Source organism: uncultured Gemella sp., assembly GCF_963525165.1.
Taxonomy (GTDB): domain Bacteria; phylum Bacillota; class Bacilli; order Staphylococcales; family Gemellaceae; genus Gemella.
In genome coordinates this window covers 1-19,645 of the sequence record NZ_CAURJN010000033.1, presented here as the reverse complement: position 1 = coordinate 19,645, position 19,645 = coordinate 1, and the positions used below count along the sequence as shown (strand labels likewise).

Genomic DNA, 19,645 nt, shown 5'->3' with positions numbered 1-19,645 from the left:
TTTTCAAAAGGAATCATATTAAGATTCATAAATCTTGTTCCTGTCATAAGGTTTTTATCATTATCATTTTCTCCAGCTAGTTGGAAAGCAATTAAATGCGATCTATCGTAAACATGAGTTCCTCTGTTACTTTGCCATCCACTAGGGCGAACATGTGCGATTTCTTCGCGCTTATCAGTTGGCATTAAATCAATACCTATAATTCCGTTTGCTTGTCCAACACGACCTAACTTATCTAAAGGACTATAGTTTTCAAATGATGTAGTAGATAAGTCTTCTTTAGCGAAGTATGGGTTATTATTATTTAATATTTTGTACTTATTATTATCAGTTGCTTCACTTTCTTTAGGTGCTGTAAGTGAGTTAAGTATATCATTGGGTACTTTTGAAACACTAGCAAAAGTTGCAGTATTCGTACTTTTATTTGCCGATTTATTGGTATAGTATGTAATAGCAAATGCAGCTAAAATTACTATAGCAATAGAAATTAATGAAAACAATGATAATTGTTGTTTTTTTCTTTTTGCCATAGGACCTCCTTATTTTTTTATAATAATTCAAACGAAGAGGAAGAGTCGAGCTCTTCCCCTATAAAAAATTTATTTTTTGAAGTAATTAATTCCCATTGCATCTTTTACTTCATCTAAAGTAGCAGCTGCAACTTTCTCAGCTTTTTCACTTCCAGCTTTAAGCATTCTGTATACTTCAGCTTTATCTTTTGCAAATTCTTCACGACGTTCTCTTATTGGGCGTAAGTAGTCTTGCATTACATCATTTAAACGACGTTTTAGTTTCATATCACCAAGTCCACCACGAGAGTAGTGTTCTTTAAGTTCTGCAACTTCATCAGCGCGAGTATCGAAAATGTCTAAGTATTTAAATACTACATTTCCTTCAACTTGACCTGGATCTTCAATCTTAATATGATTTGGATCAGTATACATTTTCATGATTTTAGCCTTAATGTTTTCTTCGCTATCCCCTAAATATATACCATTGTTTAAACTTTTACTCATTTTTCCTTGTCCATCAATACCTACAAGACGAGCATGATTTTTTGGTGGTAGTACAATCTCAGGTAATACTAGAACTTCTTTATTGTATGTTCTATTAAAGTCACGAACAATCTCACGAGTTTGCTCAAGCATTGGTTTTTGATCTTCACCAACAGGAACGTGTGTTGCTTTAAAAGCAGTAATATCCGCAGCTTGGCTTACAGGATAAGTAAAGAATCCTGCAGGAATACTTTCACCGAATTTTTTGTCATTAATTTCCTGTTTAACAGTAGGGTTGCGGTGTAATCTAGAAACTGATACTAAATTCATATAGTACATGTATAATTCTGCAAGTTGTGGAATTTGTGATTGGATAAAAATAGTAGTTTTTTTAGGATCGATTCCAACCGCAAGATAATCAAGTGCTACTTCTGTAATATTTTCGATAACTTTTCCAGGATTATCAGCATTATCAGTAAGAGCTTGTTGATCGGCAATCATAATAAATACTTCAGTGTCATCTTCATTTTGTAAAGCTATACGATTTTTTAAAGAACCAACATAGTGCCCTAAGTGAAGTTTTCCAGTTGGTCTATCTCCAGTTAAAATAATTTTTGTCATAAAAGGGTAACTCCTCTAAAATAATTTTAATAATTCTTAATAATTATACCATAATATAGCTGAAGTTTGTTTGAAATAATATAAAAAAATATTAATTTGGATAAAAATTAAGTGTTTTAATCAGCAAAAAATGGTATAATAAAAGAAAAAGAAATAGTTAATTATTAAGGAGATTAATATGATATACATAGAATCAAAAAGTAATGACCCACGCTACAACACAGCATTAGAGCTATATGCTTTTAATGAACTTGCAGAAAAAGATGATGTGTTTATGTTATGGATAAACTCACCATGTATCGTTGTTGGTAAAAACCAAAACACAACAGAAGAAGTAAACCAAAAATTCTGTGATGACAAAGATATCAAAATCGTTCGTCGTGTAAGTGGTGGAGGAGCAGTTTACCACGATTTAAACAATTTAAACTACACAATTATCTCAAATGGTAGAAGTGGTGAAGAATTTGACTTCAAATCATTCTCAGAACCTGTGCTAGATGCATTAGATTCATTAGGAGTTAAAGCTGAATTTACAGGACGTAATGACTTAGAAATCGATGGACAAAAATTCTGCGGTAATGCTCAATACGTACGTAATGGGCGTATTATGCACCACGGATGCTTAATGTTTGATGTTGATACATCAGTTTTAGCAGATGCATTAAAAGTATCTAAAGATAAAATTGAGTCAAAAGGTATCAAATCAGTACGTTCACGTGTAACAAACATTAAAGATCATCTTCCTAACCAAGATATGACAGTTCAAGATTTCGTAGCTGCACTTAAAAAATATATGAGTGAAAAATACGAAATGACTGATTTTGTTGCAACTAAAGAAGATGAAGCTGCAATCTTAGCTATCCAAGAAGAAAAAAATAATTCATGGGATTGGGTATATGGTAAAAACCCTGACTTCAATATTAAACGTAATAGAAGACTTAAAACTGGTAAAATTGAAGCTAATATCATGGTAGAACAAGGAGTTATTACTAATATCAAATTCTACGGAGACTTCTTCGGAGTAATGGATGTAGAAGATATCGCCAAAAAATTAGTAGGTGTAAAATACCAAAAAGAAGATATTCAAAAAGTTTTAGAGCAAATTGATATTAATTCGTACTTCTTAGGGGCAACATTAGAAGAAGTAGTAGATATCTTAGTAGACTAATAAATAATTTTGGAGGGATGTATTATGATAATCACAACAACTAATACTGTTCCAGGAATGGAAATAGTAGAATATAAAGGATTAGCTACAGGTGAAGTAGTAGCTGGGATTAATTTCATTAAAGATTTAGGAGCCGGACTTCGAAACTTCTTTGGTGGAAGAAGCCAAGGGTATGAAGATGAAATTATTCAAGCAAGAGCAGAAGCTTTAAAAGAGCTAGAAGCTCGTGCAGCAGCAATGGAAGCCAATGCGGTTATCGGAGTTAGAATAGACTTCGATGCTCTAGGAAGTAACGGTAATAACATGCTTTTAGTAACAGTTACAGGAACAGCTGTAGTAGTAAGATAAAAAATTATATAATTGTAAAATAAAAGTAATAGAAAAATCTATTAAGATATTGTATAATGATAAACAGTTATTAATTTTTTAATAGAGAGGAAAAATATAATGAAAAAAGTATTTAACTTTAAAAAGCTTTTCTCTATTTTACTTTTAGCAATTGCTTTAGTAACATCTGCTGTATTCGTAGCTGGATGTAGTGATGATAAAGGAACAAGTTCTAGTTCATCATCAAAAGCAACTTACACAGTAAGTAAAGAAGAGAAAGATTATTTATCAAAACGTTTTTCAGAATTATCTAAGACGAATAACGAAACTGTAGCTTATGTTTATGCTCCAGGAACTCAGTTAGACGAACCAGTAGTTCAAACTAATGACAATGAAACATACTTAGATAAAACTTTTGAAGGTGGGCATGTTCCTTACCTTGGTACTGTATTCATGGATATGGATAACAAAAAAGACTTCCATGACAGATTAACATGGTTATTCGGTCATGCTCGTGGAAGTAAAGTTGGAGATCACCGTATGTTCAACGATGTTAACTACTATGACAAACAAGAATACATGGATAAACACAAATTCGTAGTTATTGAAACTCCAGAGAGAAAATACTACTACGAAGCAGCATTCTTAACAATAGTACCAGAAACAACTTCATTCTATCGTTTAGATTTTGAAAATGATGAAGATTTCTTAAGCCAATTAACAAATGTTAAGAAAGATGCAACAACTAAAAATGATAGCGTTCAGCTTAAAGGAAATGATAAATACTTAGTATTATCTACTTGTCGTGAAGAAGACGAAACAATTCGTTCTAACCTGTACCTACGTCAAATTCCAGATAATGAAATGAACGATTTCTTAGCTAAACATAAAGATGAATTAAAATATGTAGCTACAAGATAATAAATAACGAAAAGCAATCTAATGATTAAATTCACTAGATTGCTTTTTAGTTTATCTAAATAATATTTTGTTTTGGCATAGTTCTAAATTCTCTTATTAAGAAGAATAGTGAAACTGAAATTGCACAAAGGTCAGTTACTGGAGTGGCATAGATTATTCCTTCGATACCAAAGAAATGTGAAAGAATAAATAACATTGGTATTAGCACTATAATTTGCTTAGTTAAGGCAATAGTAACTCCAATTTTTGGTTTTCCTATTGCAGAGAAGAAAGTAGAGCTTGAAATATGAACACCATTGATAAATGTAAATAACAAGAAGAATCTCATATACTTAACTGCAAACTCAAAGTAAAGTTCATTACCATTACCAAATAGACTAATAATTTGTTTAGGAAAAATCTCGAAGATTAAGAAGAATGTAATTGAGATAATCATTGCATACTTCATGGTATATCTCATTGTAGTACGAACTCTTTCGTACTTTTTAGCTCCGTAATTATATCCAAAAATTGGTTGAGCTCCTTGAATTAATCCAATAATAATAGCTATAAATATTATATAAATTTTAGCTACGATTCCAGCTACAGCTATAGGAATATCATTCCCGTACACAGAATTAGTACCGTGAATATTTAATAAATTGTTTGTTACTATTTGAGCTATCATATTAGAACCTTGGAAAACAAATGAAGGCATTCCAAATCCTGCAGCGACTTTTAATAAAGGTATCTTAGGTATGAAGTCTTGCTTAGTAAATTTAACACTTTTGAATTTTGGGAAATATAAAACAAGAATCAATGCAGATAAGAATTGGCTTATAACTGTAGCCCAAGCTGATCCAGCAATTCCCCAACCAAATCCAAAGATAAAAATTGGATTAAGAATTGTATTAAGTACTGCACCAAAAATAATGGCAAACATTGAATATTTAGGGCTATTATCCGAACGAACAATAGGGTTAGTACTAATGGAAATTAGTAAGAATGGAATCCCTAAAGATGTAATTCCAGCGAATGTCATTGCATATTCTAAAATTTCGTCTGTAGATCCAAATGCATACATAAGAGGTTTTAAGAATATATGAACTAAAATTGTGATAATAATACCTATAATAAATAATGAAGATACTGCAGTACCAACTACAGATTTCGCTTTTTCAGGATTACCACGACCTAACTCAAGATTAAAGTTAGAGGCAGCACCAATTCCTATCATTAAACCTATAGCTAGGCAAATAGTTGTAAGGGGAAAGGCGACATTTGTTGCAGCATTACCTAAGTAGCCAACACCTTGACCGATAAAAATCTGGTCAATTACACTATACATCGCATTAATAATATTCGCTGTAATAGCTGGCCAAGCAAATGATATAAGTAATTTTTTTATAGGTTTTGTACCTAGCGGATTTTCTATATAATTTTGTGTTTTTTCCATATGATTTCCTCCTTAAGTTATTTTATTCAATAGTGTGAAGAAAGTAGAAATTTCTTCTTCAGTTAAGTTTTTAAGAACCTCTTTTTCAGCTGTGTTTAGTAGATTAGAGTAAGTTGATAAAACCTCTTTACCTATTTCAGTTAAATGTAGTGTAAAAGAACGTCTATCTTTTACTCCACGTTTTCTAATAACAAAATTTTGTTTTTCAAGAGCATCGATATTACGCCCAACAATATTTCTATCTTTTCTATGTATTTCAGCAAGTTGAGCTTGGGTAACACCTTCATTTTCCGAAATGTAAATAAGAGTAATGAAATGCCCATGTGTAATACCTATCTCAGCTAGAGGTTGTTTAGTATAACTTCTCATGTTCTCTAATAGCGTAATAAGCTTATAACCTAACGCATCTTTTAACATAATTTCACCACCTAAAAATAATATAGCTAATATATTATATACTTAGTATACTATTTTGTCAACACAAAAAAGAAAACACTAAAAATAATATGTTTCATACTTTATCTTCAGTGCTTTTTAATGTTTATGAAAATTTACTTCTGTTTGAACGGACAAAGAAATTTAGAAATAATTAATGTTCTAAACCACCTGTTAATTTTGTATCTTCCTTGTCATAATAAGTCACAGCAGTTTTTATTATTAATTCTAAAGCAATGATAATATCTTCTTTTTTCATATAAGGCATATTAGGCTTGTCTAAAACTTGTTCTTCAATATATGGGATATGAATAAATCCAGCTTTAATATGTGGATATTTTGTTGAAGTTAGGTATAAAGATTCATACATAATATGATTGCAAACAAAAGTCCCAGCAGTATTAGAAATAGCAGAAGGGATATTATTTTTATTCAATTCATCAACAATAGCCTTTATTGGTAGTGTAGAAAAATATGCATTCTTACCATCTTTTCTTATAGTTTCATCAATAGGGCTATTTCCAATATTATCTGGGATTCTAGCGTCATCAATATTAATAGCGATGCGTTCAGGTGTAATTTTACTTCTTCCTCCAGCTTGACCAACGCATATAACAATGTTAGGAGAAAATGATTTTATATTTTCTTCTAAGACACGTGAGCTATCTTTGAAGACTGTAGGTAAGGTGATTTTTTTTATTTCTATATTATCTATTACATCTGGTAAGCTATTAACACATAAATTAGAAGGATTAATACTCTCACTACCAAATTTATCAAAACCAGTTATTAATACTCTCATAAAGCACCTCGTAATTTTTAAAAAATATATTGTAATAATTAACTTAATAATATTCTATGGTAACTATCCCATCTCAATTAATTAAATTTTTAAATTATAATAATTATAAAACAGTTTAGAAAATTTGAAAATAGTATTTTTGTAATTTTAGGAGATAAATTGTAAATCGTAGTAAAATAAATCATTAATTCTTTAAAATTAATTTTCAGATTTTTAATAATTAAATTTACATTATTCTGAAAAAATGATATAATCTATTTATTCTCTAAGATGTATTTTTTAAAAAGATAAGTTTTACTTTATTGTTGGCTAATAAAACAAGGATATGTGAAGTAATGTGTAATAAATGGGGAGGAGAAGATTATGTATGGTACAAAAAAAATATTATGATAATAAGTTGTATATTGTTCAACTTATTACTATAATTTCTATATTACTAAGAACTATAGTAAATTTAACATCAATTTTTATTATTCAAGTTATCTTGGATAGTTTGATATCTAAAAATTTTGAGAGAGTTTATCATTTTGTTAAATACTTGATAGTAGTATTAGTATTTTATTTTTTATTGTTATTTCTTTCTCAATATTTTTTAAGAAAACTTTTTTTTCTTGGAAATTTTTCTGTTTTAGAGTATTTTTATGATAAGTTTTTAAAAAGTGAATATAATGATTTTAAAGAAGCAAAAAGTGGTGAAATATTATCTAAGTTAACGTCAGATAGTATTAAGATATCAGATTGGTATTCTCAAGGTAAAGTTATTTTAGTAACGCAGTCTTTTATTTTGTTTTCTATATTGATATTTATGTGTAGGTATAATGTTATGATAACACTTATATTATTCTCTGTAATATTGGTATGCTTTTTTATTATAAAACAAATAAGTAAGAAGCTTTCGAATTGTATGAAGAGTGAACAGAAATTATTAGGTGAAACTAATCAATATATACTTCAGTCAATATTAGGTTATTTTGATTTAAAGCAATTAAATAAAGAACAGTACTTTATAGATTATCTTAAAGAAAATATTATAAATAAGAGAATAAAGGTCAATACTGCCTTAGCAAAGTATTTTTCGTTATATGTAGGTATATCTGCTACTGTTGCATTTATACTACCTATTGTGTCTCTATTACTTTCAGTGTATTTTATAATATATAAAGATTTTTCCATAGGTTCGGCTATTGCAATATTTTCTACAATTAGAATGTTAGATGAACCTATAAATTCTATATCAGATAAAATAACTGTTAGGCAGACCGCTCATAAGATAGAAAGTGAGTTGTCTAAGACTTTCAATAATAAAAGCAATGAAGAGAAAGAAGTATTAAAAATAAGTAAATTTAACAGTGTGAATATGAATATAGCTAGTTTTTATTTTAGAGACAATCTGATTTTATCTGATTTTAGATTAGAAATTAATAAGGGTGATTTTCTAGTTTTAAAAGGAAGAAGTGGTGTAGGAAAGACGACAGTATCTAATCTTATATTAAGAAACTTGCAAGAGGGTGCATATAAGTTAGATGGGGAAGTCTTAATCAATGAAAAAGATATATATAAGAATAATATTCAAGTTTTAGGAGAATTTTTGAAAGTAAGTCAAGAACCATACATATATGAAGCTACAATAAGAGATAATATTCTTTTAGGTGATTCATACGAGGATAGACTTGATGAGATAGTTAGATTATTACACCTGCAAGAATTGATTGATAAATTAGGATATAATTATTTATTGAAAGAAAACGGAAAAAACTTAAGTGGTGGAGAAAAGCAAAGACTAGAGTTGGCTAGAATATTAATAAGAAGACCTGCGTTTATTATTTTGGATGAACCGACAAGTGCTATGAATACCAATTTGAGTGCATTAATAGTAGAAAATATTTTTAACTACTTAAAAGAACACAATATTACAAGTTTGATAATAACTCATAGTAAGGAATTTGATAAATTTGCTACAGATATCATAGAAATTAAATAAGAGTAAGAGCAACATTATAAATATTACCGCAGATAAGTAATACTTATACATGGAGTTAGATACTAGTGACTTAGAATTTTGATTTTATAAAAATTAATTTTCCTAAGTCTTTCTTTATCGTTTTATGTAAGATATATTTTGAAGGTGCTGAATCAAAAATTTCAAATTTTAGAAAGTTTATATGAGAATCTTAGATATAGTACTTTATTGATATCTAATTTTGCTTTATAAAAACTTTTTAGGTGTTTAACAAACTGTATTATTGTTACTCGATAAAATCAATTTCTCAAAAATAAAGATTTTTGAGGATCTCTTTATAAGATAAATTGTAATTCATTTTTAAAAGTGATATTATATGAATATAAGGGGTGAGGATTATGTCAAGAGAAGAAAAATTAAGAACTATTATTAGCACGATAGACAATTCAGAATATAGTGCTACTAAGAAAACTACTAATAAAAAGTGTATGATGAGAACATTTAAAGAAGCTAATGACACTTGGCTAGCTGAAGCTTATTCTAAGAAAAAATATGCTGATTATAAACCATTTCAATTCGTTGATGGAGAGGGAGTAAGGTGTTCAATATATTTAAGTGGTTGTCTATTCGCTTGCAAAGAGTGTTTTAACGAAAGTATCCAAAATTTTAATGCGGGTCAATTATATACGAAAGAGATAGAAGATCAAATAATTCAGGATTTAAGTAATTCTTATGTGCAAGGACTAACGATTTTGGGTGGAGAGCCGTTTCTTAATACTCAGGTAGCTAAATCTTTAGCGAAAAGAGTAAGAGATGAGTTCGGTTCAACAAAAGATATTTGGGTATATAGTGGCTACACATATGAGCAACTCCTAAATGGTAGTGAGGATAAAAAAGAATTATTAAGCTTGTGTGATGTCTTGGTAGATGGCCCATTTATGATTTTTCTAAAAGATTTAAGCCTTAGATTTAGAGGAAGTAGTAATCAAAGAATTATAGATATAAAACATTCTAGTAAAGATAATGTAGTTCTGTATATGGATTAAGTTCGAATATAATGAAATTACTTTAACTAGTAGGTATTTCATGATATAATAGTTAGGTTAACAATTAGGGATAGATGATATCTCTAATTGTTTTTGTTAATTAATTTATAGAGAGGAGATTAAAAGTTGAAAAATATTATAGAGATTTTTAGAAATGATATAAAAGAAGTATTTAGAAAAACTAATACGTGGATAATTATAGTAGGATTAATATTTTTACCATCAATGTATGCATGGCCGAATATACTATCGTCATGGGATCCGTATGGACATACTAACAATATAAAAGTTGCTGTAACTTCAGAAGATGATGGTGCTACTGTTGAAGGAAAAGAGTTAAACTTAGGTAAAAGTTTAGTTGAAGGATTGAAAAATAATAAAAATCTTGACTGGCAGTTTGTCTCTAATAAACAACAAGCTGAAGATGGAGTAAGAATAGGGGACTATTATGCGAGTATTGTTGTACCGAAAAATTTTAGTCAAGATATGACATCTGTTAGTAGAACAGAACCTAAGAGAGCCACTATTGAGTATACGGTTAATGAAAAAATTAATGCGATTAGTCCAAAAATAACAAACAGTGGTGCTTCTGCAATAGCTAATAATATTAGTAAAAACTTTGTAGAAACAGCTAATGGTATAATTTTTGAAAAACTGCATGAAGCGGGGATAAAATTTGAAGAAAATCTTCCATCAATTGAAAAAGCAAAAGAGGAAATCTTTAAATTAAATGATAACTTTTCTACATATGAACAAGTTGTAAGTGAATTAATTGCTAAGGTAGAGTATGGTTCAAATGTTTTGAATAATGTTCAAAATACACTTCCAGAAATAGATAGGGTAGCTACAAATAGTATTATGATTGCTGATAAGGCTGGAATTACTATTAATAATATTCAGGGATTCAATGAAAGATTATTGCCGATTATTAATAATTATCTTAATGTTGTAGAGGAAGTATCTAGAGAAGTTAATGTTATAGCAAAAGAAATTCAGCAAAAACCAGATAAAATAGAAGAGATAAAAGCTAGACAAAAGGCTTTAGATAGCAGACTTCAAGCGAGTGGAGAGAGACTGCAACTTGTAAAGAATATTTTTGAATATTTTAATAATCTATCAAATGAAAGATTATTTAATAGTCAACTTGATAGAGTAACGACATTATCAAATGATATTACGATGATAAAAGAAGTAAATAATAATATCTATAATAAAATGGATCATTATGATGAAATAGCAGATACTGTAAAAGAAGAATTTGTAAATAAATCTGCTAGAATTAATGAAGTTTCTTCAAATATGAATTCAAAATTAAACGTTGAAGTTGCACCGTTAATATCTCAAGTTCTTAGTAGAGCAGATGTTAATATTGATAAAGTTAGTGGAATAATAACTCAGGCTCAAGAAGAGCTTCCAGCAGTAGAAAGAAAATTATCAGAAACTGAGGTAAAAATTAGTAATGCATATAGAAAACTATTATCTTTACAAGCCCAAATGCCATCTGTAAAGAGTAAAATTCAAAAGCTAACAGATGAAATTAAAAAAGCTGATAGCGGGATAGATAAAAACCAACTATTTAATTTATTAAAAGTTGATTATAAGAAGCAAGCAGAGTTTTTTGCAAATCCTGTTAAACTTCAAGAAAATAAGCTTTACCATATAGAAAACTACGGTTCAGCTATGACACCATTCTATACAGTTCTTTCTATCTGGGTTGGTTCATTATTAATGTCTTCGTTATTAACTACTAAGGTAGAAGATGAGGAAAAAAAATATAAACCATATCAAAAATATTTTGGTAGAGGGTTATTGTTTGTAATTATATCGTTATTCCAAACATTAATAATTACATTAGGGGATATGTATGTTCTTGGAACGCAAGCGACATCGCCATATAGATTTGTAATTTATGCATTATTAATATCGCTGCTATTTTCTTCAATTATTTATACAATAGTGTGTATTTTAGGAAATGTAGGAAAAGCAGTTTGTATAGTGCTGTTAGTATTACAATTAGGAAGTTCGGGAGGAACATTCCCAATTCAAATGACTTCAGAATTCTTCCAAGCGTTATATCCAAAAGTACCATTTACATATTCTATAGGCTTACTACGTGAAGCGGTAGGTGGTGTATATATTCCAGCTGTAGAACGTGATATTAAGATATTATTTATTTATCTAATTATCGTTCTTGTAGGTGGAGCAATTCTAGTTAGTTTAAAAGCACGTTCTGCTAAATTGAGTAGAGAAAGAGAACGTTCTAAATTGTTCTTGTAGATTTAGTACAGATACAATAGAGAATGTTTTAAAAGTAAAATAGGAAGTGATTCAAAGGAATTGATTTAATGTAGTCAAGGCTTTTGGGTCACTTCTTTTATTTGTTTTCTCATACTAAATGAAAAAACTTAGTATTTATGATATAATAAAATGATAAAACCTTAAAATATAGAGGATAAATTATGGTTAAAACATTAGATAGAACCAAAGACATCTTCTTAGATACGATGCTTTTGGGAAATGAAATATTAACGAAAAAAATAAAAACAACTAATAAAACAAAAATTACAGTAGTCATAGCGGCATATAGAAGTGTTGATAGACTAGAAAGTATTGTAAAAGATATATTTAATCAAAGTTTTCAAGAATTTGAAATAATAGTAGTTGACGACCTTTCAGGTTCTGAGATAGAAGAAGCGGTAGCTGCATTAGATAATAATAAGATTAACTACATAAAAAAACAGTTAGGTTCTAATTCTTCGGCAAAAAATTGTGCGTTAGACTGTTCAAAAGGAGAATATGTAGTTTTTGTAGAAGAAAACTCTAAATTAAAACAAAATTACCTAGAGATTTTATATAATGAGATTTCTAAAAATAATCTTGACATTGCAATGTTAACTAGAGATGGGTATCCAAGCATTCTAGATGGGAAAATTTCATCAGGACAGAACTATCTAGTTGAGGAAATAAAAAGATTGAAAAGTGATTTGAATTATAATATTACTTCTTGTATTTTCAAGAAGAAATTCTTAGATATCTATAGTTTAAGATTCCAAGAGGATATGTTAGCTTTAGAGAATTTATACTTCAAATTACGTGTCTTTGATGTTGCAGGAAAAGTAAGTCAAATAGCGAAAGTTGGTTATAAAGATTTAGAAGAAAATAAATCTGTAAGAAATAATGCAATGATTGAAGCTTCAACAAGAAGAATAATGATTGCATTTAATAAAATAGAAGAATTTAAACAGGATAAAAAGTATGAAGATAGTTTGAATTTACTATGTGGATATTTACTTTTTGATGTACTTAGAATGTATGAAAATATGTCCGAGGAAATAGAAATTTTAGAGTTAATAAAATCTAGAAAAGATTATTTTGAGAGTGATACATTCATAAATAAAACGATGATAGCAATGTCTCCGATAATGTTTGCAAATCACCTTAACAGAAAGGATAGGAGATAGTTATGAGGCGAATATTACATAATGTGTTTTCATATGCATTCATAGCTTTATTCACAATAGCTTTGACCTGGGCATATGTTGCACCATTTGTGTATGAAAGAATATTAAATCCGTTGGCTCTTCTGTTAGGAGTTCCCGTGGTTTTCATACTGTTTATTTATGCAGTAAAAAAAGTGTTAGTAACAGACGAAGTTGGATTGAAAAAGTATAATAGAATTATAATTTTAGTATATTTAGTATTTCAGGCGATTATTTTATCTATGGATACACTAAACTTTTCAGATGGTGCTGAGATAGAAAACGAAGCACATTATATGTTAAACTATGGAAAATTCTCTGGTGAAAGATATTTTTTAGTTTATCCGAATAATATTACACCGACAATTATTCTATACTGGATATATCGTATAGCTGGATTTCTACATATATCAGAAGTGTGGACATTACATATATTCTGTTTCTTAGTAACAACAGCGACAATATTTTTAACATTTAAAACAGCTGGAAAATTACTTACAAAACAAAAACAAACGATAATTTTTGGATTAATGATATTATATATTCCTTTCCAAATGTATAGTTTATTCTATTACTCTGATACATTAATGGTAATTATGGTTGCTTTAATAATATATGTTCTTATACCATCAGATGGAAGTTTTATCTTTAGAACAAAACATATTGTAGCAGTAGCTATTCTAGTTGCATTTGCATGGAACTTAAGATCTAATATTATCATTATCTTACCAGCGTTAATAGTGTACTTACTATTTTTTAAATGGTATAAAAATTTAGTTATATTATTAGTAACCTTTGGAATTGCATTTGTCTTCTTTGGAAAAGGATTCGATATGCTATGGGCACACTATGGATTTTGGAAAGATGATGGCTATAAATTCCCGATGTTACACTGGGTAATGATGGGAATGAGTATTCAAGGTGGAAGTTATAATTGGCAGGATTTCCAATTTACATATCTTAGTCAAAATAAGATAGCAGATGACCTGGGCTTATTCTTTAATAGATTAACTCATAGACCAATCTTCCTTAATTTACTTATGGTAGTTTTTAAAGTAAGAGGTAATTGGAGTGATGGTACTATTAATTATACGAATGGTACGCGTGCACTAAGAGATGGAGATGGCTTCTTATGGCAACTTTTCTATGGAAGTAATAATAGTTTCTTCATATATCTTTCTCAAATGATGTATGTTGTGATTATTTTTGGTATGGTATATTACATCTATAAACGTAGAAAAGAGTATATAACTTCATGCTTCTTATTCCAAATAATAATCTTCGGGGTATTTATGTTCCATTTAATCTGGGAAGCTAAACCAAGATATGTTTATGCATGGATGCCGATAATTTTCATTCTAGGAGCAAAAGGTATAATACTATTTTCTGAAAGATATGAGACGACTATATTTGATAAGTACAAGAAAAAACTTTATATTGCTTTTGGAGTAGTATTTGCTCTTCAAGTAGGAAGCGATAGTTTCTTAAGACCATCTTATTCGATGAATTTAGATTATGATTCACGTGTAATTAATGGTATTAGTATTTATGCAACGGACAATTATTTAAGAGATGGAATAGTTAGAGTTAATAAAGATACAGAAGTTGAACAAACATTCAAGGCTAATCGTAGTTTTAATTATGTTCGTGGATATATTTCTTCATATGATGAGAAAAATAATTCGAAGTATAAAGTAGAGATAATAGATAAAAAAGATAATAAAGTTGTAAGAGAACATGAATTTATTTATCGTGAATTGTATTGGGAAGTACCACTACAAACATATACTCTTCGTTGGTATTTCGATGATCTTCCAGCAGGAGACTATAGTGTGAAATTCTCACAAGTAGAAAGTGATAATAATGGAAGTATAGTTATTTCTAGTGTACCAAATGAAATGATTGATATGTATGAAGCTGGTAAATTATATATTAACGGTGCAGATCAAAATAAAAAAGATCTTTCACTACAAATAGGACATAGATATCAAAAACTTTGGTGGTATTAGGATATAGAAATTAAATTAGTATAATAGAGGCTCATTTTTGGATGGGTCTTTTTATATAATGATGAAAAGCGAGTGACAAAGAAATTGTAATTTTGAAGAAAGTGATTTCGTTGAGATCCCAGCCAAGCTTATTAGATATCCCAAAGTTTTGTCATAAAGCGAATTTAGATATTGATAAACCACTATGTTTATGAGTTTTTATATTAAAATTTGAGACTTTTTGTTCAGTATCATAGTAGATAGTTTTATATTTTATTATTTATAATTTTATTTATTTATCAAGAAAGAATTCATGGTATAAATATAATAATATTGTGACTTTGGACAGAGCTAGTATTTGTTATAAACTCTTGACAAATAAATATTAAAACTCTAAAATAGAGTTTAAGGGATATAATCCATTTAAGAGGAAAATGGATATTGTTATAGGTAAGGAAATTGTGTTTGATGAAAAAATATATAATTAATTATATATCTTTTATTTTTTAATAGTTTATTAATTTTATTTTACAGAAGTTATTTTATTTAATAGGGAAATGAGTATGAAATAATCGTAATGTATTTTTATGAAGATTTCTAATTAAGTATAGTTATATTTATTAAAATTTCATAGAATAATCTAGCTTATAATATAGCACATTAGATGGACATGACTCAAAAACCATGATTTCGGAGAAACAAGATTTCGTCTTGTAAAATTTATTAGATATCTAAGAAAATTTCATAAATTGAAGTTAGATATTAATAAACCATTGTATTTATGAGTTTTTATATAAATTTTTTTAATATTTAGGACTTTTAGTTCAACCTTATATATTCAATATATATTTTCGATTTTTTTCGTATCTTGTAGGCATTGATATAAAAACTAGATTTATTGATTTGATTTTTTATGTTTATCTGTCAATTTAGTATAAAAAATTATAATAGTAAGGAGTACCTATGGTAAATAAAGACAAAAAAAGAGTATTAAAATATTCGATTAAGAAATTTAGTGTTGGAACATTTTCAGTATTAGTAGGTGCGTTTATATTTTTAGCATCACCAGCTTTAGCAAATGAAGCGAATACTAGTGAAAATATACATAAAGAAAATAACACTATTATAGAAAAGGAAAAACCTAAAGAAACTAATAAAAATGAAGTGAATGTGACAAATGAAACTAGAGATGTGGAAAGAGTAGCTTCAAGAGATACAAAAGAAAATGATTCACCAGAAAAGCAAAGTAATACAATAGAAGAAAAAAATCCTATAGATACAGCTGTTTTAGAAAATAGAGAAAAAAATTATTTAACAGAAAAGAATGGTGAATCAATAGAAGAGAAAAGTTCTATAGAAAAAGCTGTTGCTGAAAAGACAAAAGCTCGTAGAAAAAGATCTACAGATTCAGAAAGAGAATCTGTAAAGCGATTTGCAACTGATGATGATTTTGTGAAAATCTCAAAAGGTTTAATAACGACAGAAGATGGTCGAATTGATAATTTACTTTTTGGAAAAACGCCATTAAAAGCAAATGAAGATAAGGATGGAGATAGTGCGAAGAATGGTAGTGAAATCTATGTTTATGAAAAAGATGGAAAAACATATTATGGATATTATGGACATCCATTTTTAAAAGATACCGATGGCGATGGAATTACAGATCATGATCAAAGTGATTTAAGTAAATCAGGGGATGATGATAATTTCAAGTGGTATGTAACGGATCGTGATATGGCTATGTTTATGAAATTAGTATATCGTGATGATGAGTATATTAAAAAAGTTTTAAATAAAGACTATAAGTGGACTGCCACTGATAATAATGTAAAAGATGATCCAAATGCTAGAAACGTGTATGAACTTATACATAATGAGTTTTCTCCATATTGGGAAATCGATAAGACTTATCATAATGCAAGTGGACTTGATGCAGTATTATTTAAAAGTAAAAGTGCGTTGCCGATTTTACCAGGCGGCTTAGTTCATGTTCTTGCGATAAGAGGAACTAAGGGTGGTGCGGATGTTACTAATGACGGGGTTATTGCAGTAGGACAAGATCCAAAGCAAGGTCAAGAAATAGAAGAAATAATAAAAGAGATAGGTATAAGAGAAGACATTAAGAATTTTTATATTACGGGACATTCTTTAGGAGGATATTTGACTCAACGTGCTGTAGTCAAGCTAAATAGGTTAGCTAATGAGGAAAATGGGTATTGGATTGATTCTGCGGCTAAAAAATATAGAAACTTTTACAATAATGTTTTTAAAAAAGCTACAACGTTTAATGCTCCAAAAATCAATGCTTCGAGAACAAATGGTGATTTATATAAGAAAAGTATTTTAAGTAAGCAATTAGCAAGACAAGGAAAAATTAAACATTATGGAATGAGGGGAGATAGTTTAGTAGGATTATTATATAATGATAAAGATGTTATGACCTACATAGAGGGAGGAGAACATAGTTCTAATGCTTATTTCACAGCAATGTTGAATGATGATGATAATTTTAATATAGGTGAAAGAACTAGAGTAAACGGTAAAGGGAAAGAAAATCTAATACTGAAAAATTTAAAAATAGCAGAACCAACGGATGAAGAAGTAAGAAAAATAGTAAATGAGAATATAAAAATTTCATTGAAAGATCAAAATCCAGTAGAAATATTAGCGTTAAATAAAATATCAAGAGAAGAAGTATTAAAAAAATTAAATTTAGATAATTTACCTAATACAGCAACATTGAATATAAATATTCCTAGTGAAGTTCAACCAACAGCGGTAAATCATGTTTTACCAGTAACAATAAGTTATTTAGGAAAAACGGTAAATCCTAATATAAGTGTAGTAGTAAAAGTATTACCAAATTTTGAGGAGTTAAAAGCTATTAAACAAAAAGCATCTGAGGAGAAAGAGAAGAAAGTAGACACAGAGCACAAAACTGTGGAAACAAAAAATCGTTATGATGCAAAAAAAGTAGAATTAGACACTAAACTGCAAAAAGTAGAAGAATTGTTAAAAAATAGTACTGCCAAACAATCAGATATAAAAGCTTTAACTAAAGAATTAGAGACGTTGTTAGAAGAATATAAAACGTCTGTTAGTGGCTTAAAATTAGATAAAACTTTATTGACAGATGAGATAGCAAAAACAACGAATAAATTGGAAATGTTTAAAAATACAGATACTTTATTAAAACCAGTAGAAGTAGTAACTGAGTTTAATGGTCGAAAAGATGAATTGTTGAATAACTATAATAATCTTTTAAAAGAAGTTAAGGGGAATTTAGACGGAATAGAAACTTACGATAAATTAGTGGAAGAAAAAAATAAATTTGCTAATTTGGAAAAAGAAATAAGTGAAGCTTCATCTATTTTAAATAAAACCCAAAAAGATTATTATGAACCAATTAAGAAATCTTATGAACTTTATGAAGGAGATAAGCCTAACGCGGAATTATCTATTGAGAAAAATACTCTACCTATAAAAAATATTATATGGGAAACTGAAGTAAGTACTTCAAGTTCTGGAAATAAAGAGGGAAGAGTAAAAGTAGTATATAATGATGACAGTTTTGATTTAGTAGATGTAAACGTTAATGTTAAAGCTTTGTATGGAGAAATAATTACAACAACTAAAGAAGAAAAGCTTCCATTAAAAGTAACTTACATTGGTGATGAAACAAGAGATTATGGTTATATCAGTGAATTTACTGGAAAAGATGGTAAAGTTGTTACAACTATAAAATCAAGATTAAATAAAAAGACGAATATTGTAGAAGAAATGAGTAGAACTTCAGTAAGAAAAGAAGCCTCAAATACAGTTATTACAAAAGGGCTTAAGTCTAAAATACAGGAGATTAAAATCCCAAGAGAAGTTGTTTATGAAGAAGATGCTTTGTTAGATAAAGGTAAAGAGTTTGTAAAAACAGAAGGAGAAGATGGTAAAAATATTACGACAACGACGTATATTTTAAATAGTACGACGGGAGAAGTTATAGAAAAAATAACTGTAGAGAACAAGGAAAAAATAGATAAAATTATAGTAAGAGGGACAAAAGAAGAGAAGCCATTAGTTCCAGAGAAACAAGAGAAACCAGTACAACCAGAGGCATCAGGGAAACAAGGTGACTCAACTCAGCCGTCAATGCCTGTAAAACCAGAAGCAAAAGAGGAGCAAGGAGATTCAGTCCAACCATCAACACCAACAAATCCAGCTGAGGAAAAACAAAAAGAAGAAACACCAAAAGTTTCAGATAAACAAGAAAAGCCGGTTCAGCCAGAAAACTCAGGAAAAGAAGGGACATCGGTATCACCTGCAGAGGAGAAACCAAAAGAAGAGCAACCTGTACAACCAGGAACCCCAACACAACCAGAGACATTAGGGAAACAAGGTGATTCAGCTCAACCATCAACGCCAACAAATCCAGCTGAGGAAAAACAAAAAGAAGAAACACCAAAAGTTTCAGATA

General features: G+C 29.0%; 14 protein-coding genes. 9 read left to right on the top strand and 5 right to left on the bottom strand.

From position 1 onward, the window contains the following. Together RWQ74_RS07025 and trpS are read right to left on the bottom strand one after the other, a co-directional pair. Positions 1–530: DNA/RNA non-specific endonuclease (locus RWQ74_RS07025; protein ID WP_314397569.1), on the bottom strand; the 530-nt coding region annotated here is incomplete at its 3' end. A gap of 69 nt (positions 531–599) precedes the next feature. Continuing rightward, on the bottom strand, positions 600–1,616 hold the full coding sequence (gene trpS, locus RWQ74_RS07020; RefSeq protein WP_314397568.1) for a tryptophan--tRNA ligase: 1,017 nt from the start codon (positions 1,614–1,616) through the stop codon (positions 600–602). Positions 1,617–1,794: 178 nt separating this feature from the next. Here trpS and RWQ74_RS07015 point away from each other — a divergent pair, with 178 nt between their 5' ends. From RWQ74_RS07015 to srtB, 3 genes are all read left to right on the top strand, one after another. Next, the gene (locus RWQ74_RS07015) at positions 1,795–2,784 is read left to right on the top strand and encodes a lipoate--protein ligase (protein WP_314397567.1); all 990 of its coding nucleotides are present in this window, start codon (positions 1,795–1,797) and stop codon (positions 2,782–2,784) included. Positions 2,785–2,808: 24 nt separating this feature from the next. Beyond that, positions 2,809–3,132 carry a heavy metal-binding domain-containing protein gene (locus tag RWQ74_RS07010; protein WP_314397566.1) on the top strand — a complete coding sequence of 108 codons (324 nt, stop codon included), beginning with the start codon at positions 2,809–2,811 and terminating at the stop codon, positions 3,130–3,132. Positions 3,133–3,231: 99 nt separating this feature from the next. Further along, positions 3,232–4,032 (top strand): class B sortase, LPKTxAVK-specific, encoded by an 801-nt coding sequence (gene srtB, locus RWQ74_RS07005; RefSeq protein ID WP_314397565.1) that lies wholly within the window; start codon positions 3,232–3,234, stop codon positions 4,030–4,032. Positions 4,033–4,087: 55 nt separating this feature from the next. Here the strand turns inward: srtB and RWQ74_RS07000 are convergent, their stop codons facing one another. The 3 genes from RWQ74_RS07000 to pcp all read right to left on the bottom strand — a co-directional run bounded on the left by RWQ74_RS07000 (position 4,088) and on the right by pcp (position 6,704). After that, a complete protein-coding gene (locus RWQ74_RS07000) occupies positions 4,088–5,467 on the bottom strand; it encodes an MATE family efflux transporter (protein ID WP_314397564.1) in 1,380 nt (459 codons plus the stop codon). A 12-nt stretch (positions 5,468–5,479) separates the two neighbouring features. Next, complete coding sequence (locus RWQ74_RS06995; protein ID WP_314397563.1) at positions 5,480–5,884, bottom strand: MarR family transcriptional regulator; 405 nt, start codon at positions 5,882–5,884, stop codon at positions 5,480–5,482. A gap of 172 nt (positions 5,885–6,056) precedes the next feature. Next, positions 6,057–6,704 carry a pyroglutamyl-peptidase I gene (pcp, locus tag RWQ74_RS06990; RefSeq protein ID WP_314397562.1) on the bottom strand — a complete coding sequence of 216 codons (648 nt, stop codon included), beginning with the start codon at positions 6,702–6,704 and terminating at the stop codon, positions 6,057–6,059. Positions 6,705–7,050: 346 nt separating this feature from the next. Between pcp and RWQ74_RS06985 the strand changes: the two genes are divergently transcribed. The 6 genes from RWQ74_RS06985 to RWQ74_RS06960 all read left to right on the top strand — a co-directional run. Continuing rightward, positions 7,051–8,685 (top strand): ABC transporter ATP-binding protein, encoded by a 1,635-nt coding sequence (locus RWQ74_RS06985; protein ID WP_314397560.1) that lies wholly within the window; start codon positions 7,051–7,053, stop codon positions 8,683–8,685. A 377-nt stretch (positions 8,686–9,062) separates the two neighbouring features. After that, positions 9,063–9,710 carry an anaerobic ribonucleoside-triphosphate reductase activating protein gene (gene nrdG / locus RWQ74_RS06980; protein ID WP_314397559.1) on the top strand — a complete coding sequence of 216 codons (648 nt, stop codon included), beginning with the start codon at positions 9,063–9,065 and terminating at the stop codon, positions 9,708–9,710. 126 nt (positions 9,711–9,836) lie between these two features. After that, positions 9,837–11,987, top strand: a complete 2,151-nt coding sequence (locus RWQ74_RS06975) for a YhgE/Pip domain-containing protein (RefSeq protein WP_314397558.1) — start codon at positions 9,837–9,839, stop codon at positions 11,985–11,987. Positions 11,988–12,169: 182 nt separating this feature from the next. Next, positions 12,170–13,171 (top strand): glycosyltransferase, encoded by a 1,002-nt coding sequence (locus RWQ74_RS06970; RefSeq protein ID WP_314397557.1) that lies wholly within the window; start codon positions 12,170–12,172, stop codon positions 13,169–13,171. Between the two features lie 2 nt (positions 13,172–13,173). Next, positions 13,174–15,198 carry a hypothetical protein gene (locus RWQ74_RS06965; protein ID WP_314397556.1) on the top strand — a complete coding sequence of 675 codons (2,025 nt, stop codon included), beginning with the start codon at positions 13,174–13,176 and terminating at the stop codon, positions 15,196–15,198. Positions 15,199–16,140: 942 nt separating this feature from the next. Continuing rightward, the coding region (locus RWQ74_RS06960; RefSeq protein ID WP_314397554.1) for a Rib/alpha-like domain-containing protein at positions 16,141–19,645 on the top strand (3,505 nt) is incomplete at its 3' end.